This is a genomic window from Limnobacter sp. G6BE5S (assembly GCF_058448965.1).
The window spans coordinates 256,234-269,116 of sequence record NZ_JBZFLM010000006.1; the positions used below are offsets into that span (position 1 = coordinate 256,234).

Here is a 12,883-nt window from a genome sequence, read left to right on the forward strand (position 1 = left end):
TAGAATTAGTACCTTAACGCTTGCCGCGCAAAACCAGATACACCCCACCCAGCGTCATGACCATGGCCACCAACAGTGTTGCAGTTACCGCTTCATCCAGAAACACGACACCCGCCAGTGCAGCAATGACAGGCACACTCAGTTGCACACTGGCAGCCGACGTGGTGGGCAAGGCGGGCAGTACTTTGTACCACACCGCATAACCAATGCCACTGGCCAGCATGCCCGAGGCCAAGGCAAACAAAACGCCCGCCACAGTGGGTGTTGGCAAATACACCGTGTACAGGGCCAAACCCCGCTCCACGGTAACACCTGGAATGTGAACACCCGCTTTGGCAGAAAAATACACGGCGACCCACACCAGCACCATTAGCAAGGTGGCTTTGGAGAAATTACCCGCCGTATCGGCTAGGGGCAATTTGGACCCCTTGCCCACCACCGAGTAAACACCCCAACAGGCGCCCGCCAAAGCCATGCTTGCCGCCGCCAAAATCGATGCCGGTGTTTGCAAATGCGGCCACAACAGCAACACCAAGCCCGCGGCAGCCACCACTGCGCCCAGTGCACGCAGGCCCTTCAAACGATCACCCTGCGTGGCAGCATAAGCAATCATGCTGAGCTGCACACTGCCGAACAAAATCAACGCACCCGTGCCTGTACTCATGTACAAATAGGCCATGGAAAAAAGTACCGCATAACCAAACAGCGCCCACGCACCAGCCCAACTGCCCTGCTGCCTGCCCTTGTTTTGAATGCGCAAACACAACCACAACGTGATTGCACCGCTGATCAGCCGAATGGCAGTAAAGCTGGCCGGGTCAATTTGCCCGGCACCCAAAGCGGCCCGACAAAAGAAGGAATTGGCCGCAAACGCACACATGGCGAAGGCCGTAAAAATTAGTGTGTTGATTTCAATTTTTTTCATTCGTGCAGGCTACTATGTGACAACAATAATTTTCAACTTCCAGAAGCCGGAGACCTCTTCATGCGCATCGAGCTACGCGACCCCCTTACCCTGCCTTGTGGCGCCACTGTTCCCAACCGACTGGTAAAGGCTGCCATGAGCGAAGCCCTGGGTACCCGGGACAACCGCGTAACACCGGAAATTGTACGGGTGTACCAGCGCTGGACCGCAGGTGGCATCGGTTTGAATATAACCGGGAATGTGATGATTGATCGCCGCGCGCGTGCAGAGCCGGGCAACGTTGTCATTGAAGACGACCGCGACATGCCCCTGTTGCAGCAGTGGGCCAAGGCAGGCCAGGCCAATGGCAGCAAAATCTGGGTACAAATCAACCACCCCGGCAAACAATGCCCAAAAGGCATGAACAAGGAAACCGTGTCGCCTTCAGCTGTGCCGTTTCACAAAAGCCTGCAAATGATGTTTGCCACACCGCGCGAGCTCACCGAGACTGAAATTCTAGACCTGATTGCCCGCTGGGGCCGCACCGCCAAGGTGTGCAAAGAAGCCGGTTTTGATGGCGTGCAAATTCACGGCGCACACGGTTACTTGATCAGCCAGTTTTTAAGCCCACTGAGCAACCAGCGCACCGACCAATGGGGCGGCAGCGCTGAAAACCGTCGCCGTTTTGTACTGGCCATTTACGACGAAGTGCGCAAGCAGGTTGGCGCTGATTTTCCGGTCGGCATCAAATTGAACTCGGCTGACTTCCAGAAAGGCGGTTTTTCCGAGGAAGAATCACTGGCTGTGATTCAAGAACTGACCGCGCGCGGCATCGACATGATTGAAGTGTCGGGCGGCACCTACGAAGCACCTGCCATGACCGGCGCAAGCGCCAAGCCCAAGAAAGAAAGCACCGTAAAACGCGAAGCGTACTTCATGGACTTCACCGAGAAAGTACGTGCAGTGTGCAAGGTACCCTTGATGCTGACAGGCGGTTTCCGCACCGTGGGCGGCATGAAAGAAGCGCTGAACAGTGGCGCGGTCGACTTGATTGGTTTGGCCCGCTCCATTGCCATGGAACCTGACCTGCCCAAGCGCCTGCTGAGCAACAAAGAAGCCCTGCACCCGGTCAAGCCGCTGATTACCGGCGTGAAAGCCGTGGACCGCACCGGATTGCTGGAAATTCAGTGGTACACCCGCCAAATTCACCGCATGGGCAAAGGCAAAAACCCTGTCCCGAACGAGAGTGCCCTGAAAGCCCTGTTTTTCTATATTCTTGACAGCAGTTGGGGCTTGTTCAAAGCCCGCAAATTACGGGCTTGATCAACTCAGGGAGTTTAAGAATGGTGAAATTCAGCTGCATGCTGGTGTTGGTCCTGAGTGCGTTCAATGCGTTCGCCATGGACGACGCAACCGTTCTTGAACAAGGCCGCAAACTGTTTCAAACCGATGCCGACCCCGCTTGCGCCATTTGCCACACCTTGGCCGATGCTGGCACCAAAGGCAAAATCGGCCCGGTGCTGGATGTGCTCAAACCCAGCGAAGAACGTGTGCTGAATGCGCTCAAAAACGGCAAGGGGGGCATGCCCCCCTTTGTGGATCACCTCACGGTTGATCAAATGAAAATTTTGGCGAAGTATGTTTCCACCGTGACAGGTGGAAACAAGCCTTAAGCAAAAAGCAACTCAGTTTTTGTAATCAGGCTGCTCGCGGTCCAGCTTGCGCAACAGGGCAGGCCAGGCAATGTTGCCACCCAAACCACGGGTTACCTGCGCCGCAGCGGCCCGAATGCCGTCCACAATCGGTTGTGCAATTGGAATCAAGGTGGCTCCGCCAGATTGCGCTGCAATTTGAACCTCGCAAGCACGCTGCAAAATAAACATATTCAAAAATGCGTCAGCCACAGTCGAACCACAGGTCAGCAAACCATGGTTGCGCAAAATCAGGTTGTTGGCCTCGCCCAAGTCGGCTTGCAGGCGGGCTTTTTCATCTTCCCGCAGGGCCAGACCTTCGTAGTCGTGGTAAGCCAGGCCAGCCAGCGGAAACAGCGACTGCTGCGAAATGGGCAACAAGCCTTGTTCCTGAATTGAAACAGCAACGCCGGCCACCGTGTGGGTGTGCATCACACAGTGGGCATCATGCCGAATGGCATGCACGGCACTGTGAATGGTGAAACCAGCCGGGTTCACGTCGTAGGGGCTGTTGTCCACCTTCTCGCAATTCATGTTCACCTTCACCAGGCTGCTGGCGGTAATTTCCTCAAACATGAAGCCATAAGGGTTGATCAAAAAGTGGCCTTCTTCACCGGGTACGCGAGCCGAAATGTGGGTGAACACCAGGTCGTCCCAACGGTGCATGGCCACCAAACGATAAGCTGCAGCCAGATCAACGCGGGCCTGCCATTCTTGCTGGCCAATGTGGGCGGGTGGTGTACTTGAAAGCGGTGCGTTCATAGTGGGTCTCCTTTGCTGCTTTTGGAATTGTGTTTTTTAAAAGTGTACCAGCGCACAGGCAAATGCTTGCGAAAGCACTTGAAATTCAAGGCAATCGGGGGCAATCTAACATTACAAAATAAAATTCATACTGTGGGAGACAGTAATACCATGCATGCCAAAGTCAAACAGCTTGTACCCAAGGAATCTCAAGACGAAGCCGTTCGATCGGTGCGTGCCAATTACCGGGCCGAATTCATTTCCGCCGGCTACCAAGGCTATTTGCACCTGGCCATGACCATGACCTTGGGCTTGGGTGTAATCGCCTTGTGTATTTATTGGCTTGAATCACCCAGCCTGCTGGAATGGCTCATCATTCCCGCCACTTTCTTATACGCAAACTTTGCTGAATGGGCTGGTCACAAATACGCCATGCACCGGCCGGTGAAAGGCCTGGGCTTTGTGTACAAACGGCACTCGCTGCAACACCACAAGTTTTTCACAGACACCCACATGGAAATTGACAGCAACCAGGACTTCAAAGCCGTGCTGTTTCCAATTGCCATTGTGGGGTTTTTCGTGGTGGCGTTTTTTGTACCCATGGGCTTTTTGCTGGCGTGGCTATTCAACCCCAACGTGGCCTTGTTGCTGGTGGCCACCGGCATGGCCTACTACCTGAATTACGAACTGTTTCATCTGTCTTACCACTTAAAGGAAGACCACTGGGTGCACCGCATTCCGGGCTTCACACACTTTGCCCGCTTGCACACCACGCACCACGATCAGCGAATCATGGCGCACAAAAATTTCAATATCACCTACCCCATCATGGACTGGTTGATGGGCACGTGGGACAGGCGGTAATTCAACGTTCAAGAAGGCTCATCAGGTGACTGCACCAACTAAGGCGTATTGACCGCCCCCCCACTCTGCGGGGGGATCAGCAAGGTCAAACATCAGGATAAGCGCCTGTTTTCCCTCGCTTTTCTACCGCTTCAACCGCAAGACATGTCTTTAGACTGGTTTCATCGCCACCCTTCACGTGCATCGCCATGAAACAACTCAGTCAAAAAGCCCACGCCGCCGCCTTTCATGCGGAATTCTTCGGCAACACCACCCAAAAACGCTTTGTACTGGGCATCAATGAATTTGCCGATGCAGTGGCCGATCGCGCTGATCTTGACGGCTTTATCGACGAGTACACCACCGCCACTGAGTACCGTGGCAAACCGGTGGTAAAACCAAGCCAGGTGCCAGCAGGCAGCATGGTGATTTCCACGGTTACGCAAGCGCGCCCGAAAACAGCCATGAACAAACTGCTGCGCCTCAATGGTGTGGTGTCGATGGATTATTTCGCAGTGGCCGATGCCAGCCACTTTCTGCTGCCGCAAGTGCAGGCCTTGGCCGACACCCAGAAAGAATACGCTGCACAGCCAGAAAAATTTGAGTGGGTACGCGACCTGTTCGCCGATCAGGAATCGCGGGAAGTGTTCAACCGGGTGATGGAATTTCGCCTGAATGCCAACCTGCGTGCCATGCGGTTTTTCGACTACACAGCCGACCAGCAATATTTCGAGCCCTTTGTAAAATTTGCACCGGGTGAAGTGTTTGTAGATGGTGGCGGCTTCGACGGTTACACCACCGAAGAATTCATCAAGCATTGCCCCCAATATGGCGGCGTGCACTTTTTCGAACCCACTAAAACCACCCTTGCTGCCGCCAAAACCAAGTTGACCGGGCACCGCGACATTCACTACCACCCAGTGGGTTTGTTCGATGAAAAGCAAACCTTGTCGTTTGACGCAGGTGCTGGTTCAGCCTGCAAAATTTCAGAAACCGGCAGCACACAAATTGAAGTGGATGCACTCGACAACCGAGTGACAGAATCAGTGAGCTTCATCAAGCTTGATCTGGAAGGCGCGGAGCCCAAAGCACTGGAAGGCATGAAGTGGCATATTCAGGAAGACCACCCCAAACTGGCCGTGGCGGTGTACCACGACCCCGCACATTTCTGGCAAGTGCCAGAAATCATTCTCGGTGTACGCAACGACTACAAGGTGTATTTGCGCCACTACACCGAAGGCTGGACAGAGACCGTGATGTTCTTCATCCCGAAATAAGTCTCACCCGCCGTAGGTTTCCAGCAGGTACTCCACAATCGCTTTGGATTCGAACATGGCTTTGCCCGTGTTCGGGTCTTCCAGATACGGCACCATCATCTTGTTGGTTTTGGCCATGAACTGCTCACGTTTGCCGCCCTTCACCGGGTTGTATTCGCCCACGGCAGCATGCACACCATTCACGCCCATGTCTGCAAATTGCTCTTTGCCCAAATTGACCAAGTGGTAGGGAATTTCCAGTTCACACAGCACTTCTCGCACTGGCCTGCAAAAAGGCGAGGCTTCGAAACCGTACAAGGTCAGCATTTGCTCAGGCTTTTTTGATGCACGTACCTTGGTACCCGCGCCCAAACCCAGGGCTGAATTGGCCAAGCTTGACACAGCCTGCGGCAGGGCCGCTTTCACGCGCAAGGGCACTGAACGCTTGCCGTAGGTGGTGTACAGGTACTCGATAATATCGGCAGACTCGTACAAATTCGCACCTGTGTTGTCATCCACCAAAAACGGAAACTGGGCCTTGCCTCCCAACTCCAGCACTTCGGATCGAAAACGTTTACCGCCCTTGGGACAAGGGTAAATGTCCGCGTCCAGTGCCAACTCGGTCAGTGTTTCACGCACCAGGCGGCAATAGGGGCAACTCTCGAACTCATACAATTTCAGCGGTTTTTCTGGTTGAACGGCAGCGGGCTCAGTCACCACCATGCCTTGCCAGCCTCGCAGCGTAGACGCCGCTGTGGCCATGGCCACCTTGAACAAATGATTCATGTTTTCTCTCCCAATCAATGCGCGTCCCTGCTTTCAAGCGCGCTTAAAGCAGCCGCCAGCAAAATCATGGCGCCACCAATTCCAACTTGCGGGGTCAGTACCTCGTTGGTCAATAAAATTGCAGACAAGGTTGCAAACACCACCTCTGACAACATCACCACCGAGGTTACATTGGCTGGCAATCGCGATGCACCGTACTGCAAACCATAGTTGGCCACCAGCAAAGAAACGGTGAAGCCCAACAACACCACACCGCCGTATAAACCGGGCGACACCGGCCATTGCACAATCGAATTGCCCTCACCCAACCACACCGCCAGGCCAGCAGCCACTGCCGCAGGCGCTACAACACCGCCTACAAACATGGCAAACAAACGTGCCTGAGCCGTACGCTCAGCCTGGTGGCGCAACAGGATATTGTTCAGTGCGAACGCCGCACCGCCCATCAAACCCAAAGTTTCTGCCAAATTCGATGGCACCGGGAAGCCCAAAGTTCCATTTGGGCTTAACAGCAATACAGCACCCGCAAACGCCAGAGCAACCCGAATCAAAGCCCTGCCAGTGATCGGCTCTTTCAATATCAGCCGCGCCAACAACACCGCCCAGATTGGCATCAGGTAGAACAGCAGCACCACCCGAATTACTTCGCCAATCGACACACCCCAATTAAAACCCACCATGGTGGTGCCAGCGGCCAAAGCCAGCAACCAAAGCGCTTTGTGCTGAACAAACTCACCCAACACCTTGGGCATGAAGCACAACATGGCCACAGCGCCCAACAAGTAGGTTGCAGCCGAGGACCACAACGGGTGCAATCCTTCGCCTTGCAATTCACGCAATGGCCACCAGGAAACGCCCCACACCAAGGCATTCAAAACCAGGGCCAGATACGGCAAAGCCCAAGCCCGGTTCTCAGGCACAGTTCACCACCACGCGCCCCTGTAATTGATTGGCCAACACAAGCCGCGCACTGTCCAAAGCCTGCGCCAGGCGCACTTCCTTGATCATGAAATCCAGATCGTACTCACCCAAAGCTTGCGCCAACATGCTCCAGGCACGGTCACGCTCAGCGTGGGTGCGGTATACACAGTTAATGCCGCGCAAGGTAATACCCCGCAAAATGAAGGGGGCTACACTGCCCTGAAAATCCATGCCCTGCGCCAAACCACACGCGGCCACTACACCACCGTACCTGGTTTGGGCGCATGCATTGACCAAAGTGTGGCTGCCCACGCTATCCACAACGGCGGCAAATTGTTCTTTTTGCAAAGGTTTCCCGGGGCGGGACATGGACTCACGGTGAATCAAGTGGGTAGAACCCAACTGCAAACGTTCAAAATGCTTGGCCGCCGATTCAGACACAGGCTCACCCATGGCATCGATTGAACCCGTCAAGCCCACCACCTCGTAGCCCAAATGCTGAAGCAGCAGGCAAGCCACCGTGCCTACACCGCCACTTACCCCAGTCACCAGCACTGGACCGTCTTCAGGTTTCAGGGGGTGATCCTGCAAAGCCATCACGCACAGGGCAGCGGTATAGCCCGCCGTACCCAAAGCGGCGGCCCACCGTGCACTGCGGCCCTCCGGAATCGGAGAAATCCACTGAGCAGGCACGCTGGCCCGTTCAGCCAAGCCACCCCAATGCGTTTCACCCAAACCCCAATCGTTCACCTGGCACACCGTGCCCACTGGCCATTGGTCCGAATTCGATTCAATCACCTCGCCCACCGCATCAATGCCATGCACCATGGGGTACTTGCGCGCAATGGGGGCAGTGTGGGTCAAAGCCAAAGCGTCCTTGTAATTCAGGCAGCTGTAATGCAACTTCAGCACCACATCCTGCCCTGCGAATTCAGACTCATCCAAAGTTTCCAGCTCAGCCTGCGTTTGGTCGGCTGCCCGGGAAATCCATGCCCTGATCATTTCATCTCCTTATTCTGGGTGAGGCAATGATCGCACAAACCAGCGATCAAATTTGCGTGCTGCGCCAGCCTTGCATACACTTCAGCTTTGCCTTAGAAGAACAATCACATCGTGCGCAAACCCACCGCCAAAAGCCTCATTCTCGACCTGTTGCTGGCATCCAAAGGTCGCCCTCTTTCAGCCAAGCAGGCCATTGCCGCTTGCAGCATTTTCGACATCAGCGTAAACAACACGCGTGTGGCCTTGGTTCGACTCTCCGCTGAAGGCCTGATCGAGTCGGCTGGACGCGCCCTGTATCAGCTGACCGACGATGCACACACACTGGCCGACGACGTTGCCGCCTGGCGCACCCGCAGCACCCGGGTTCGCCCCTGGGACGGCAGCTACATTGTTGTTCAGGCAGACAAACTGTCCCGAAACGAAGCCAAACAGCAACGCGCCCGTGCCCGAGCCTTGTTGATGTTGGGCTTTCAGCCCCTGAACGAGCACCTGTTCATTCGACCCAACAACATTGAAGACACCCTGCAAGCTGTGCGCAATCGGCTTTACAAACTGGGACTCGAGAAAGATGCGCCCGTCTTTGAAGCTCGCGGCTTTGATACAGACACGGAAAGTCGAATCGCCAAGCTTTGGCATGCGAAAGAGCTTGAAACCAATTACACGCAACTAGAAAAGAAAATGCGTACCTGGCTTGATCGGTCTGGTTCGTTAGAACCTGAAGTGGCCGCACGTGAGTCATTTTTGTTGGGTGGTACAGCAATCAAACACGTGGTGTATGACCCCTTCCTACCTGCAGAGTGGGTGAATGTTCAGGCACGGGAGCGGTTTTTAAGCGCCGTGGACGAGGTGGACCAGGCGGGCATGCGGATTTGGGGCGGGCTTTGGGCGAGCATGGAAGGATGATTTTTAGCGGCAGATTTGTTTAGCTCAGTCAGCCGGGGTTCTTGTGGGCTTTTCATCAGGGTTCAACACCCAATCAGCTTGGGCTGTGAACCCTGCGGTGAGCTGCGCGGTGGTGGAGATTCGCGAGCGCCGGTTCAAGCCAACTCGGCAGTGGGATTGCTTGGGACGCACTTCAAGAAAACCGCCCCGTTTGAGTTTAATCGCAGCGTTCGGCTTCACGCCGACACCGAGACTCGGCCCGCCCTTTTGCCGAGCTCGGTGAGCAAGAATGAATTCAAAAAGGGATTCAGCGGTTTTCAGTGCGGAACGGGCAACCCACGCTGAGGTGGCAAGAAACCCAAACAGTGACCCTTCAAGTTCCGATCAGAAATCAGTATTTAGAGTAAACCCTCATCCGAAACGCCACAGTCTGCGTATAAACTTCGACCATTCCAACATTGCACTGCAGCAACCGTGAAAAAACTATTCAAAACCGCCCTGAAAATCAACGAGTTGGCCGTCAACACCGCGACCAATGCGGCGGACTGGTTTTTTCGCAAGGAAATCCTGATTCAATCGGGCAAAACCGAATATGAAGTCATCGCCGAACACCTGCCAATGCGGGTGCGTTATTACGCGCCTGCCGAGAACTCGCCAAGCGCCAGCCTGGCTGACGGTGAAATCGAAGCACCCAAGAATCGCCAACACGCGGTGCCAGTGGTGTTGGTGCCGCCACTGGGCGTAACCACAGAAACATTCGACCTGATGCCCGACCGCAGCCTAGTGAAAGCCATGGTTGAAGCGGGCTTTCGGGTGTATTTGATTGACTGGGGCAAGCCTGAGCGCAAAGACGGCCATCTCGGCCTGTTCGACTACAGCTATGACATGATGGGTCAAGCACTCCACGCCGTGCGCGAGCACAGCAACTCCAAACAGATTTCCCTGTTCGGCTGGTGCATGGGCGGCTTGCTGTGTTTGTTGTATGCCGGTTACGGGCACGACAAAAACATTCGCAACCTGGTCACCGTGGCCAGTCCGATAGATTTGCGCGACGGCAAAAACATCATGGCAGTGGCCTCCAACACCCTGAACGTCACCGCCCGCTTTGTCCGCAAGTACAGCGAGTTCCGTCTGGACCGAATCAACCCCGCCCTGTTCAGCCCACCCGGCTGGATGGTCAGCCTGGGTTTCAAGCTCACCGCGCCTGTGGCCAGCATCACCACGTATTGGGACCTGCTGACCCGGCTGAATGATCGCGAGTTTGTTGAACAACACACCACCACCGCCGATTACCTCAACAACATGACGCTATACCCCGGCGGTGTGCTTCGCGATTTCATGGTTCGCTTTGCAGTGGACAACAAACTGGCCCAAGGCAAAGTCAAAATTGGTGAAAAAATCTCTGATCTAGGCAATATCAACGCCAATATGCTGGTATTTGCCGGGGAAACTGATCACCTGGTGCCAGGCAGCATGGCCAAGAAAAGCCTGATGCTGGTGTCTTCAAAAGACAAATCGTTTCTGTTGGCCCCGGGTGGCCACATGGGTGTCATTTTGGGCAGTCAAGCCCAAGAACACGTGTGGAAGAAAGCTGCTGACTGGCTACGGGGTCATTCTCAGCCAGAAACCCCCACGCCTAAATCACGCAAAGAAAGCCCCCCTCGCGCCGCCTGATTCAGCGCAATTTTTTGTGCGCTGTCACAAAAGTTTCATCAAATAATTCCATATTTCCATTATTATCGAATTATGGACGAACAAAATATTATCAAAGCGCTTGCCGCACTTTCACACGTATCTCGATTGCGTGTATTTCGCACGCTCGTGGTCACAGGGCCTGAAGGGCTCACGCCTGGCCAGCTGTGCGAAAAACTGGACATTCCCGCTGCCACCATGTCCTTTCACTTGAAAGAACTCAGCAACGCGGGCTTGGTTCAACCCATTCGCGACGGGCGCAATCTGATTTACAGCGCCCAATTTGATCACATGAACGGCGTGATTGCTTACCTGACCGAAAACTGCTGTGAAGGTCGGAACTGCGCCACCAACACCCACCCTGCCCACAATGAGGCTCACCATGAGTGACAAAACATTCAACGTGCTGTTTATCTGTACAGGCAACTCGGCCCGATCCATTTTGGCCGAGGCCATCCTGAATCAACTGGGCCGTGGCCAGTTCAAAGCCTATTCTGCAGGCAGCTTCCCGGCTGGCCGCGTGAACCCTTACACCCTTGAAATTTTGCAACGGTGGGAAATGGACACCAGCACGCTACGCAGCAAAAGCTGGGACGAGTTCGCTGCGCCTGGCGCACCAAAAATGGACTTCGTATTCACCGTGTGCGACCAAGCCGCAGGTGAGGTTTGCCCCGTGTGGCCCGGTCAACCCATTCTGGCGCACTGGGGTGCCCCCGACCCGGCCAAAGCCGAAGGCAGCCACGAGCACATCATTCAGGAATTCCGCAATGTCGGCCTGTTGCTGCGCAAGCGCATTGAGCTAATGCTTGCCCTGCCAATTGCAACACTCGAAAAATTAGCCATTCAACACGAAGTCGAACAAATAGGAAAAGTATCTTCATGAGCACCAACGTACTCATTCTTTGCACTCACAACTCTGCACGCAGCGTATTGTCGGAAGGCATGCTGAATCACCTTGCCCGGCAATACGGCAAAGACATCAAAGCCTTCAGCGCAGGCAGTGCGCCCAGTGGCCGTGTGAATCCATACGCGCTTCAGGCGCTTGCCAATGTGGGCATTGACACCAGCCAATACACCAGCAAAAGCTGGGACGTGTTCACCGAGCCCGGTGCACCAAAAATCGACATTGTAATTACCGTGTGCGACAGTGCGGCCGCCGAGCAATGCCCCTACTGGCCTGGTAGCCCGGTAAAAACCCACTGGGGCTACCCCGACCCCTCCAACGAGCTAGAGGAAAACAAGCCCCGCGCATTCGAGCTGACCCGCCAAGCCATTGCATTCAAAATGATGCAGCTGATTCAGCTGCCGCTGAGCACCATGAACCCAGCGGAATTGAATACCGCCCTGGCTGCCATTTCACGGAGTTAAAACAACCATGTATTCCTTGCAAAAACGTTTGGGTGCCGAGTTTCTGGGCACCCTGTTGCTGTTGGCCATTGTGATTGGTTCTGGCGTCATGGCCGAGAACCTGTCAGAAGGCAACAACGGCATTGCCCTGATCGCCAATACCCTGGCCACCGTGTTTGGCCTTTATATTTTGATCGAGGTGTTTGGTCCCATCAGTGGTGCCCATTTCAACCCGGTCGTCACGCTCGGCATGGTGCTTCTAAAACGCCAACCCGGTGCCGAACTGCTGCCCTATGTGGTGGTTCAACTGGCAGGCGCATTTCTGGGTGCCATACTGGTTCACCAAATGTTCGACATGGAGCTGTTTCAGTTCTCTGAAAAGGCCCGCACAGGTTGGGGCATCTGGACCGGGGAAATTGTAGCCACGGCGGGTCTGCTGCTGGTGATTCTAATGGCCAAGGCCGAACGGGTTTCTGGCATGGTGGCCTGTTACATTGGTGCTGCGTACTGGTTTACTTCCAGCACCTCGTTCGCCAACCCGGCCGCCGCATTTGGTCGCCAGTTCTCCAACAGTTTTGCGGGCATTGCGCCAGCCGATGTCCCCGCTTACGTGATTTTTGAAGTGGTGGGCGGTTTGCTGGCACTGGTGTTGTACAAAGCCTTCAGTGCAAACAGCGAAGTCACCACTTCTCAGGCACCCAACCCGGCGGCTTGATCAAGCACAGCATCCGGTTTTTGAAGTCTCGGGTGCTGGCTTTGTTTTCTCTGAAACCACATCCAAAAAAAGAAAAGGGTCCCGAAGGACCCTTTTCCGATCA

16 protein-coding genes are annotated in these 12,883 nt (G+C 54.7%); 10 read left to right on the forward strand and 6 right to left on the reverse strand.

Translation table 11 applies throughout. From position 1 onward, the window contains the following. Positions 1-13 precede the first annotated feature (13 nt). Complete coding sequence (locus ACVL1J_RS12740; protein WP_201301423.1) at positions 14-925, reverse strand: DMT family transporter; 912 nt, start codon at positions 923-925, stop codon at positions 14-16. A 60-nt stretch (positions 926-985) separates the two neighbouring features. On the opposite strand from ACVL1J_RS12740, the gene ACVL1J_RS12745 reads away from it, so the two are divergent. Both ACVL1J_RS12745 and sorU read left to right on the forward strand, forming a co-directional pair. Further along, positions 986-2,227 carry an NADH:flavin oxidoreductase/NADH oxidase family protein gene (locus ACVL1J_RS12745; RefSeq protein ID WP_341236715.1) on the forward strand — a complete coding sequence of 414 codons (1,242 nt, stop codon included), beginning with the start codon at positions 986-988 and terminating at the stop codon, positions 2,225-2,227. A gap of 20 nt (positions 2,228-2,247) precedes the next feature. Next, positions 2,248-2,577 carry a SorU family sulfite dehydrogenase c-type cytochrome subunit gene (gene sorU / locus ACVL1J_RS12750; RefSeq protein WP_201301424.1) on the forward strand — a complete coding sequence of 110 codons (330 nt, stop codon included), beginning with the start codon at positions 2,248-2,250 and terminating at the stop codon, positions 2,575-2,577. A 12-nt stretch (positions 2,578-2,589) separates the two neighbouring features. Here sorU and ACVL1J_RS12755 read toward each other — a convergent pair whose 3' ends face one another. Next, positions 2,590-3,357 carry a class II aldolase/adducin family protein gene (locus ACVL1J_RS12755; RefSeq protein WP_341236716.1) on the reverse strand — a complete coding sequence of 256 codons (768 nt, stop codon included), beginning with the start codon at positions 3,355-3,357 and terminating at the stop codon, positions 2,590-2,592. Positions 3,358-3,507: 150 nt separating this feature from the next. Between ACVL1J_RS12755 and ACVL1J_RS12760 the strand changes: the two genes are divergently transcribed. Both ACVL1J_RS12760 and ACVL1J_RS12765 read left to right on the forward strand, forming a co-directional pair. Further along, the gene (locus tag ACVL1J_RS12760) at positions 3,508-4,200 is read left to right on the forward strand and encodes a fatty acid hydroxylase family protein (protein WP_341236717.1); all 693 of its coding nucleotides are present in this window, start codon (positions 3,508-3,510) and stop codon (positions 4,198-4,200) included. A gap of 188 nt (positions 4,201-4,388) precedes the next feature. After that, positions 4,389-5,456 carry an FkbM family methyltransferase gene (locus tag ACVL1J_RS12765; protein WP_341236718.1) on the forward strand — a complete coding sequence of 356 codons (1,068 nt, stop codon included), beginning with the start codon at positions 4,389-4,391 and terminating at the stop codon, positions 5,454-5,456. A 3-nt stretch (positions 5,457-5,459) separates the two neighbouring features. Here the strand turns inward: ACVL1J_RS12765 and ACVL1J_RS12770 are convergent, their stop codons facing one another. The 3 genes from ACVL1J_RS12770 to ACVL1J_RS12780 are packed head-to-tail and all read right to left on the reverse strand — an operon-like array spanning position 5,460 to position 8,144. Then, a complete protein-coding gene (locus ACVL1J_RS12770) occupies positions 5,460-6,221 on the reverse strand; it encodes a glutathione S-transferase N-terminal domain-containing protein (protein WP_341236719.1) in 762 nt (253 codons plus the stop codon). Positions 6,222-6,235: 14 nt separating this feature from the next. Continuing rightward, on the reverse strand, positions 6,236-7,141 hold the full coding sequence (locus ACVL1J_RS12775) for a DMT family transporter (protein ID WP_341236720.1): 906 nt from the start codon (positions 7,139-7,141) through the stop codon (positions 6,236-6,238). Continuing rightward, positions 7,134-8,144, reverse strand: coding sequence for an MDR family oxidoreductase (locus ACVL1J_RS12780; protein ID WP_341236721.1), 1,011 nt, complete (start codon positions 8,142-8,144; stop codon positions 7,134-7,136). The genes ACVL1J_RS12775 and ACVL1J_RS12780 overlap by 8 nt, the downstream gene beginning before the upstream one ends. Before the next feature lie 111 nt (positions 8,145-8,255). Between ACVL1J_RS12780 and ACVL1J_RS12785 the strand changes: the two genes are divergently transcribed. Further along, positions 8,256-9,047: a PaaX family transcriptional regulator C-terminal domain-containing protein gene (locus tag ACVL1J_RS12785; protein ID WP_341236722.1), complete on the forward strand. Its 792-nt coding sequence runs from the start codon at positions 8,256-8,258 to the stop codon at positions 9,045-9,047. Positions 9,048-9,071: 24 nt separating this feature from the next. Here the strand turns inward: ACVL1J_RS12785 and ACVL1J_RS12790 are convergent, their stop codons facing one another. Beyond that, positions 9,072-9,266 (reverse strand): hypothetical protein, encoded by a 195-nt coding sequence (locus ACVL1J_RS12790; RefSeq protein ID WP_491665363.1) that lies wholly within the window; start codon positions 9,264-9,266, stop codon positions 9,072-9,074. 234 nt (positions 9,267-9,500) lie between these two features. On the opposite strand from ACVL1J_RS12790, the gene ACVL1J_RS12795 reads away from it, so the two are divergent. The 5 genes from ACVL1J_RS12795 (at position 9,501) to ACVL1J_RS12815 (ending at position 12,780) form a co-directional block, all read left to right on the forward strand. Then, positions 9,501-10,700: an alpha/beta fold hydrolase gene (locus ACVL1J_RS12795; protein WP_341236723.1), complete on the forward strand. Its 1,200-nt coding sequence runs from the start codon at positions 9,501-9,503 to the stop codon at positions 10,698-10,700. Between the two features lie 72 nt (positions 10,701-10,772). Continuing rightward, entirely contained in the window at positions 10,773-11,108 is a 336-nt protein-coding gene (locus ACVL1J_RS12800; protein WP_341236724.1) for an ArsR/SmtB family transcription factor, read from the forward strand. Then, a complete protein-coding gene (locus tag ACVL1J_RS12805) occupies positions 11,101-11,601 on the forward strand; it encodes an arsenate reductase ArsC (RefSeq protein WP_341236725.1) in 501 nt (166 codons plus the stop codon). Before ACVL1J_RS12800 ends, ACVL1J_RS12805 begins: the two co-directional genes overlap by 8 nt. Next, a complete protein-coding gene (locus tag ACVL1J_RS12810; RefSeq protein ID WP_341236726.1) occupies positions 11,598-12,086 on the forward strand; it encodes an arsenate reductase ArsC in 489 nt (162 codons plus the stop codon). Before ACVL1J_RS12805 ends, ACVL1J_RS12810 begins: the two co-directional genes overlap by 4 nt. Before the next feature lie 7 nt (positions 12,087-12,093). Further along, positions 12,094-12,780, forward strand: coding sequence for an MIP/aquaporin family protein (locus ACVL1J_RS12815; protein ID WP_159569108.1), 687 nt, complete (start codon positions 12,094-12,096; stop codon positions 12,778-12,780). Positions 12,781-12,883 lie beyond the last annotated feature (103 nt).

Bases quoted from the DNA above. Each gene is read 5' to 3' on its own strand.
- ACVL1J_RS12740 (WP_201301423.1), bottom strand. From the start codon at position 925: ATGAAAAAAATTGAAATCAACACACTAATTTTTACGGCCTTCGCCATG.
- ACVL1J_RS12745 (WP_341236715.1), top strand. From the start codon at position 986: ATGCGCATCGAGCTACGCGACCCCCTTACCCTGCCTTGTGGCGCCACT.
- sorU (WP_201301424.1), top strand. From the start codon at position 2,248: ATGGTGAAATTCAGCTGCATGCTGGTGTTGGTCCTGAGTGCGTTCAAT.
- ACVL1J_RS12755 (WP_341236716.1), bottom strand. From the start codon at position 3,357: ATGAACGCACCGCTTTCAAGTACACCACCCGCCCACATTGGCCAGCAA.
- ACVL1J_RS12760 (WP_341236717.1), top strand. From the start codon at position 3,508: ATGCATGCCAAAGTCAAACAGCTTGTACCCAAGGAATCTCAAGACGAA.
- ACVL1J_RS12765 (WP_341236718.1), top strand. From the start codon at position 4,389: ATGAAACAACTCAGTCAAAAAGCCCACGCCGCCGCCTTTCATGCGGAA.
- ACVL1J_RS12770 (WP_341236719.1), bottom strand. From the start codon at position 6,221: ATGAATCATTTGTTCAAGGTGGCCATGGCCACAGCGGCGTCTACGCTG.
- ACVL1J_RS12780 (WP_341236721.1), bottom strand. From the start codon at position 8,144: ATGATCAGGGCATGGATTTCCCGGGCAGCCGACCAAACGCAGGCTGAG.
- ACVL1J_RS12800 (WP_341236724.1), top strand. From the start codon at position 10,773: ATGGACGAACAAAATATTATCAAAGCGCTTGCCGCACTTTCACACGTA.
- ACVL1J_RS12805 (WP_341236725.1), top strand. From the start codon at position 11,101: ATGAGTGACAAAACATTCAACGTGCTGTTTATCTGTACAGGCAACTCG.
- ACVL1J_RS12810 (WP_341236726.1), top strand. From the start codon at position 11,598: ATGAGCACCAACGTACTCATTCTTTGCACTCACAACTCTGCACGCAGC.
- ACVL1J_RS12815 (WP_159569108.1), top strand. From the start codon at position 12,094: ATGTATTCCTTGCAAAAACGTTTGGGTGCCGAGTTTCTGGGCACCCTG.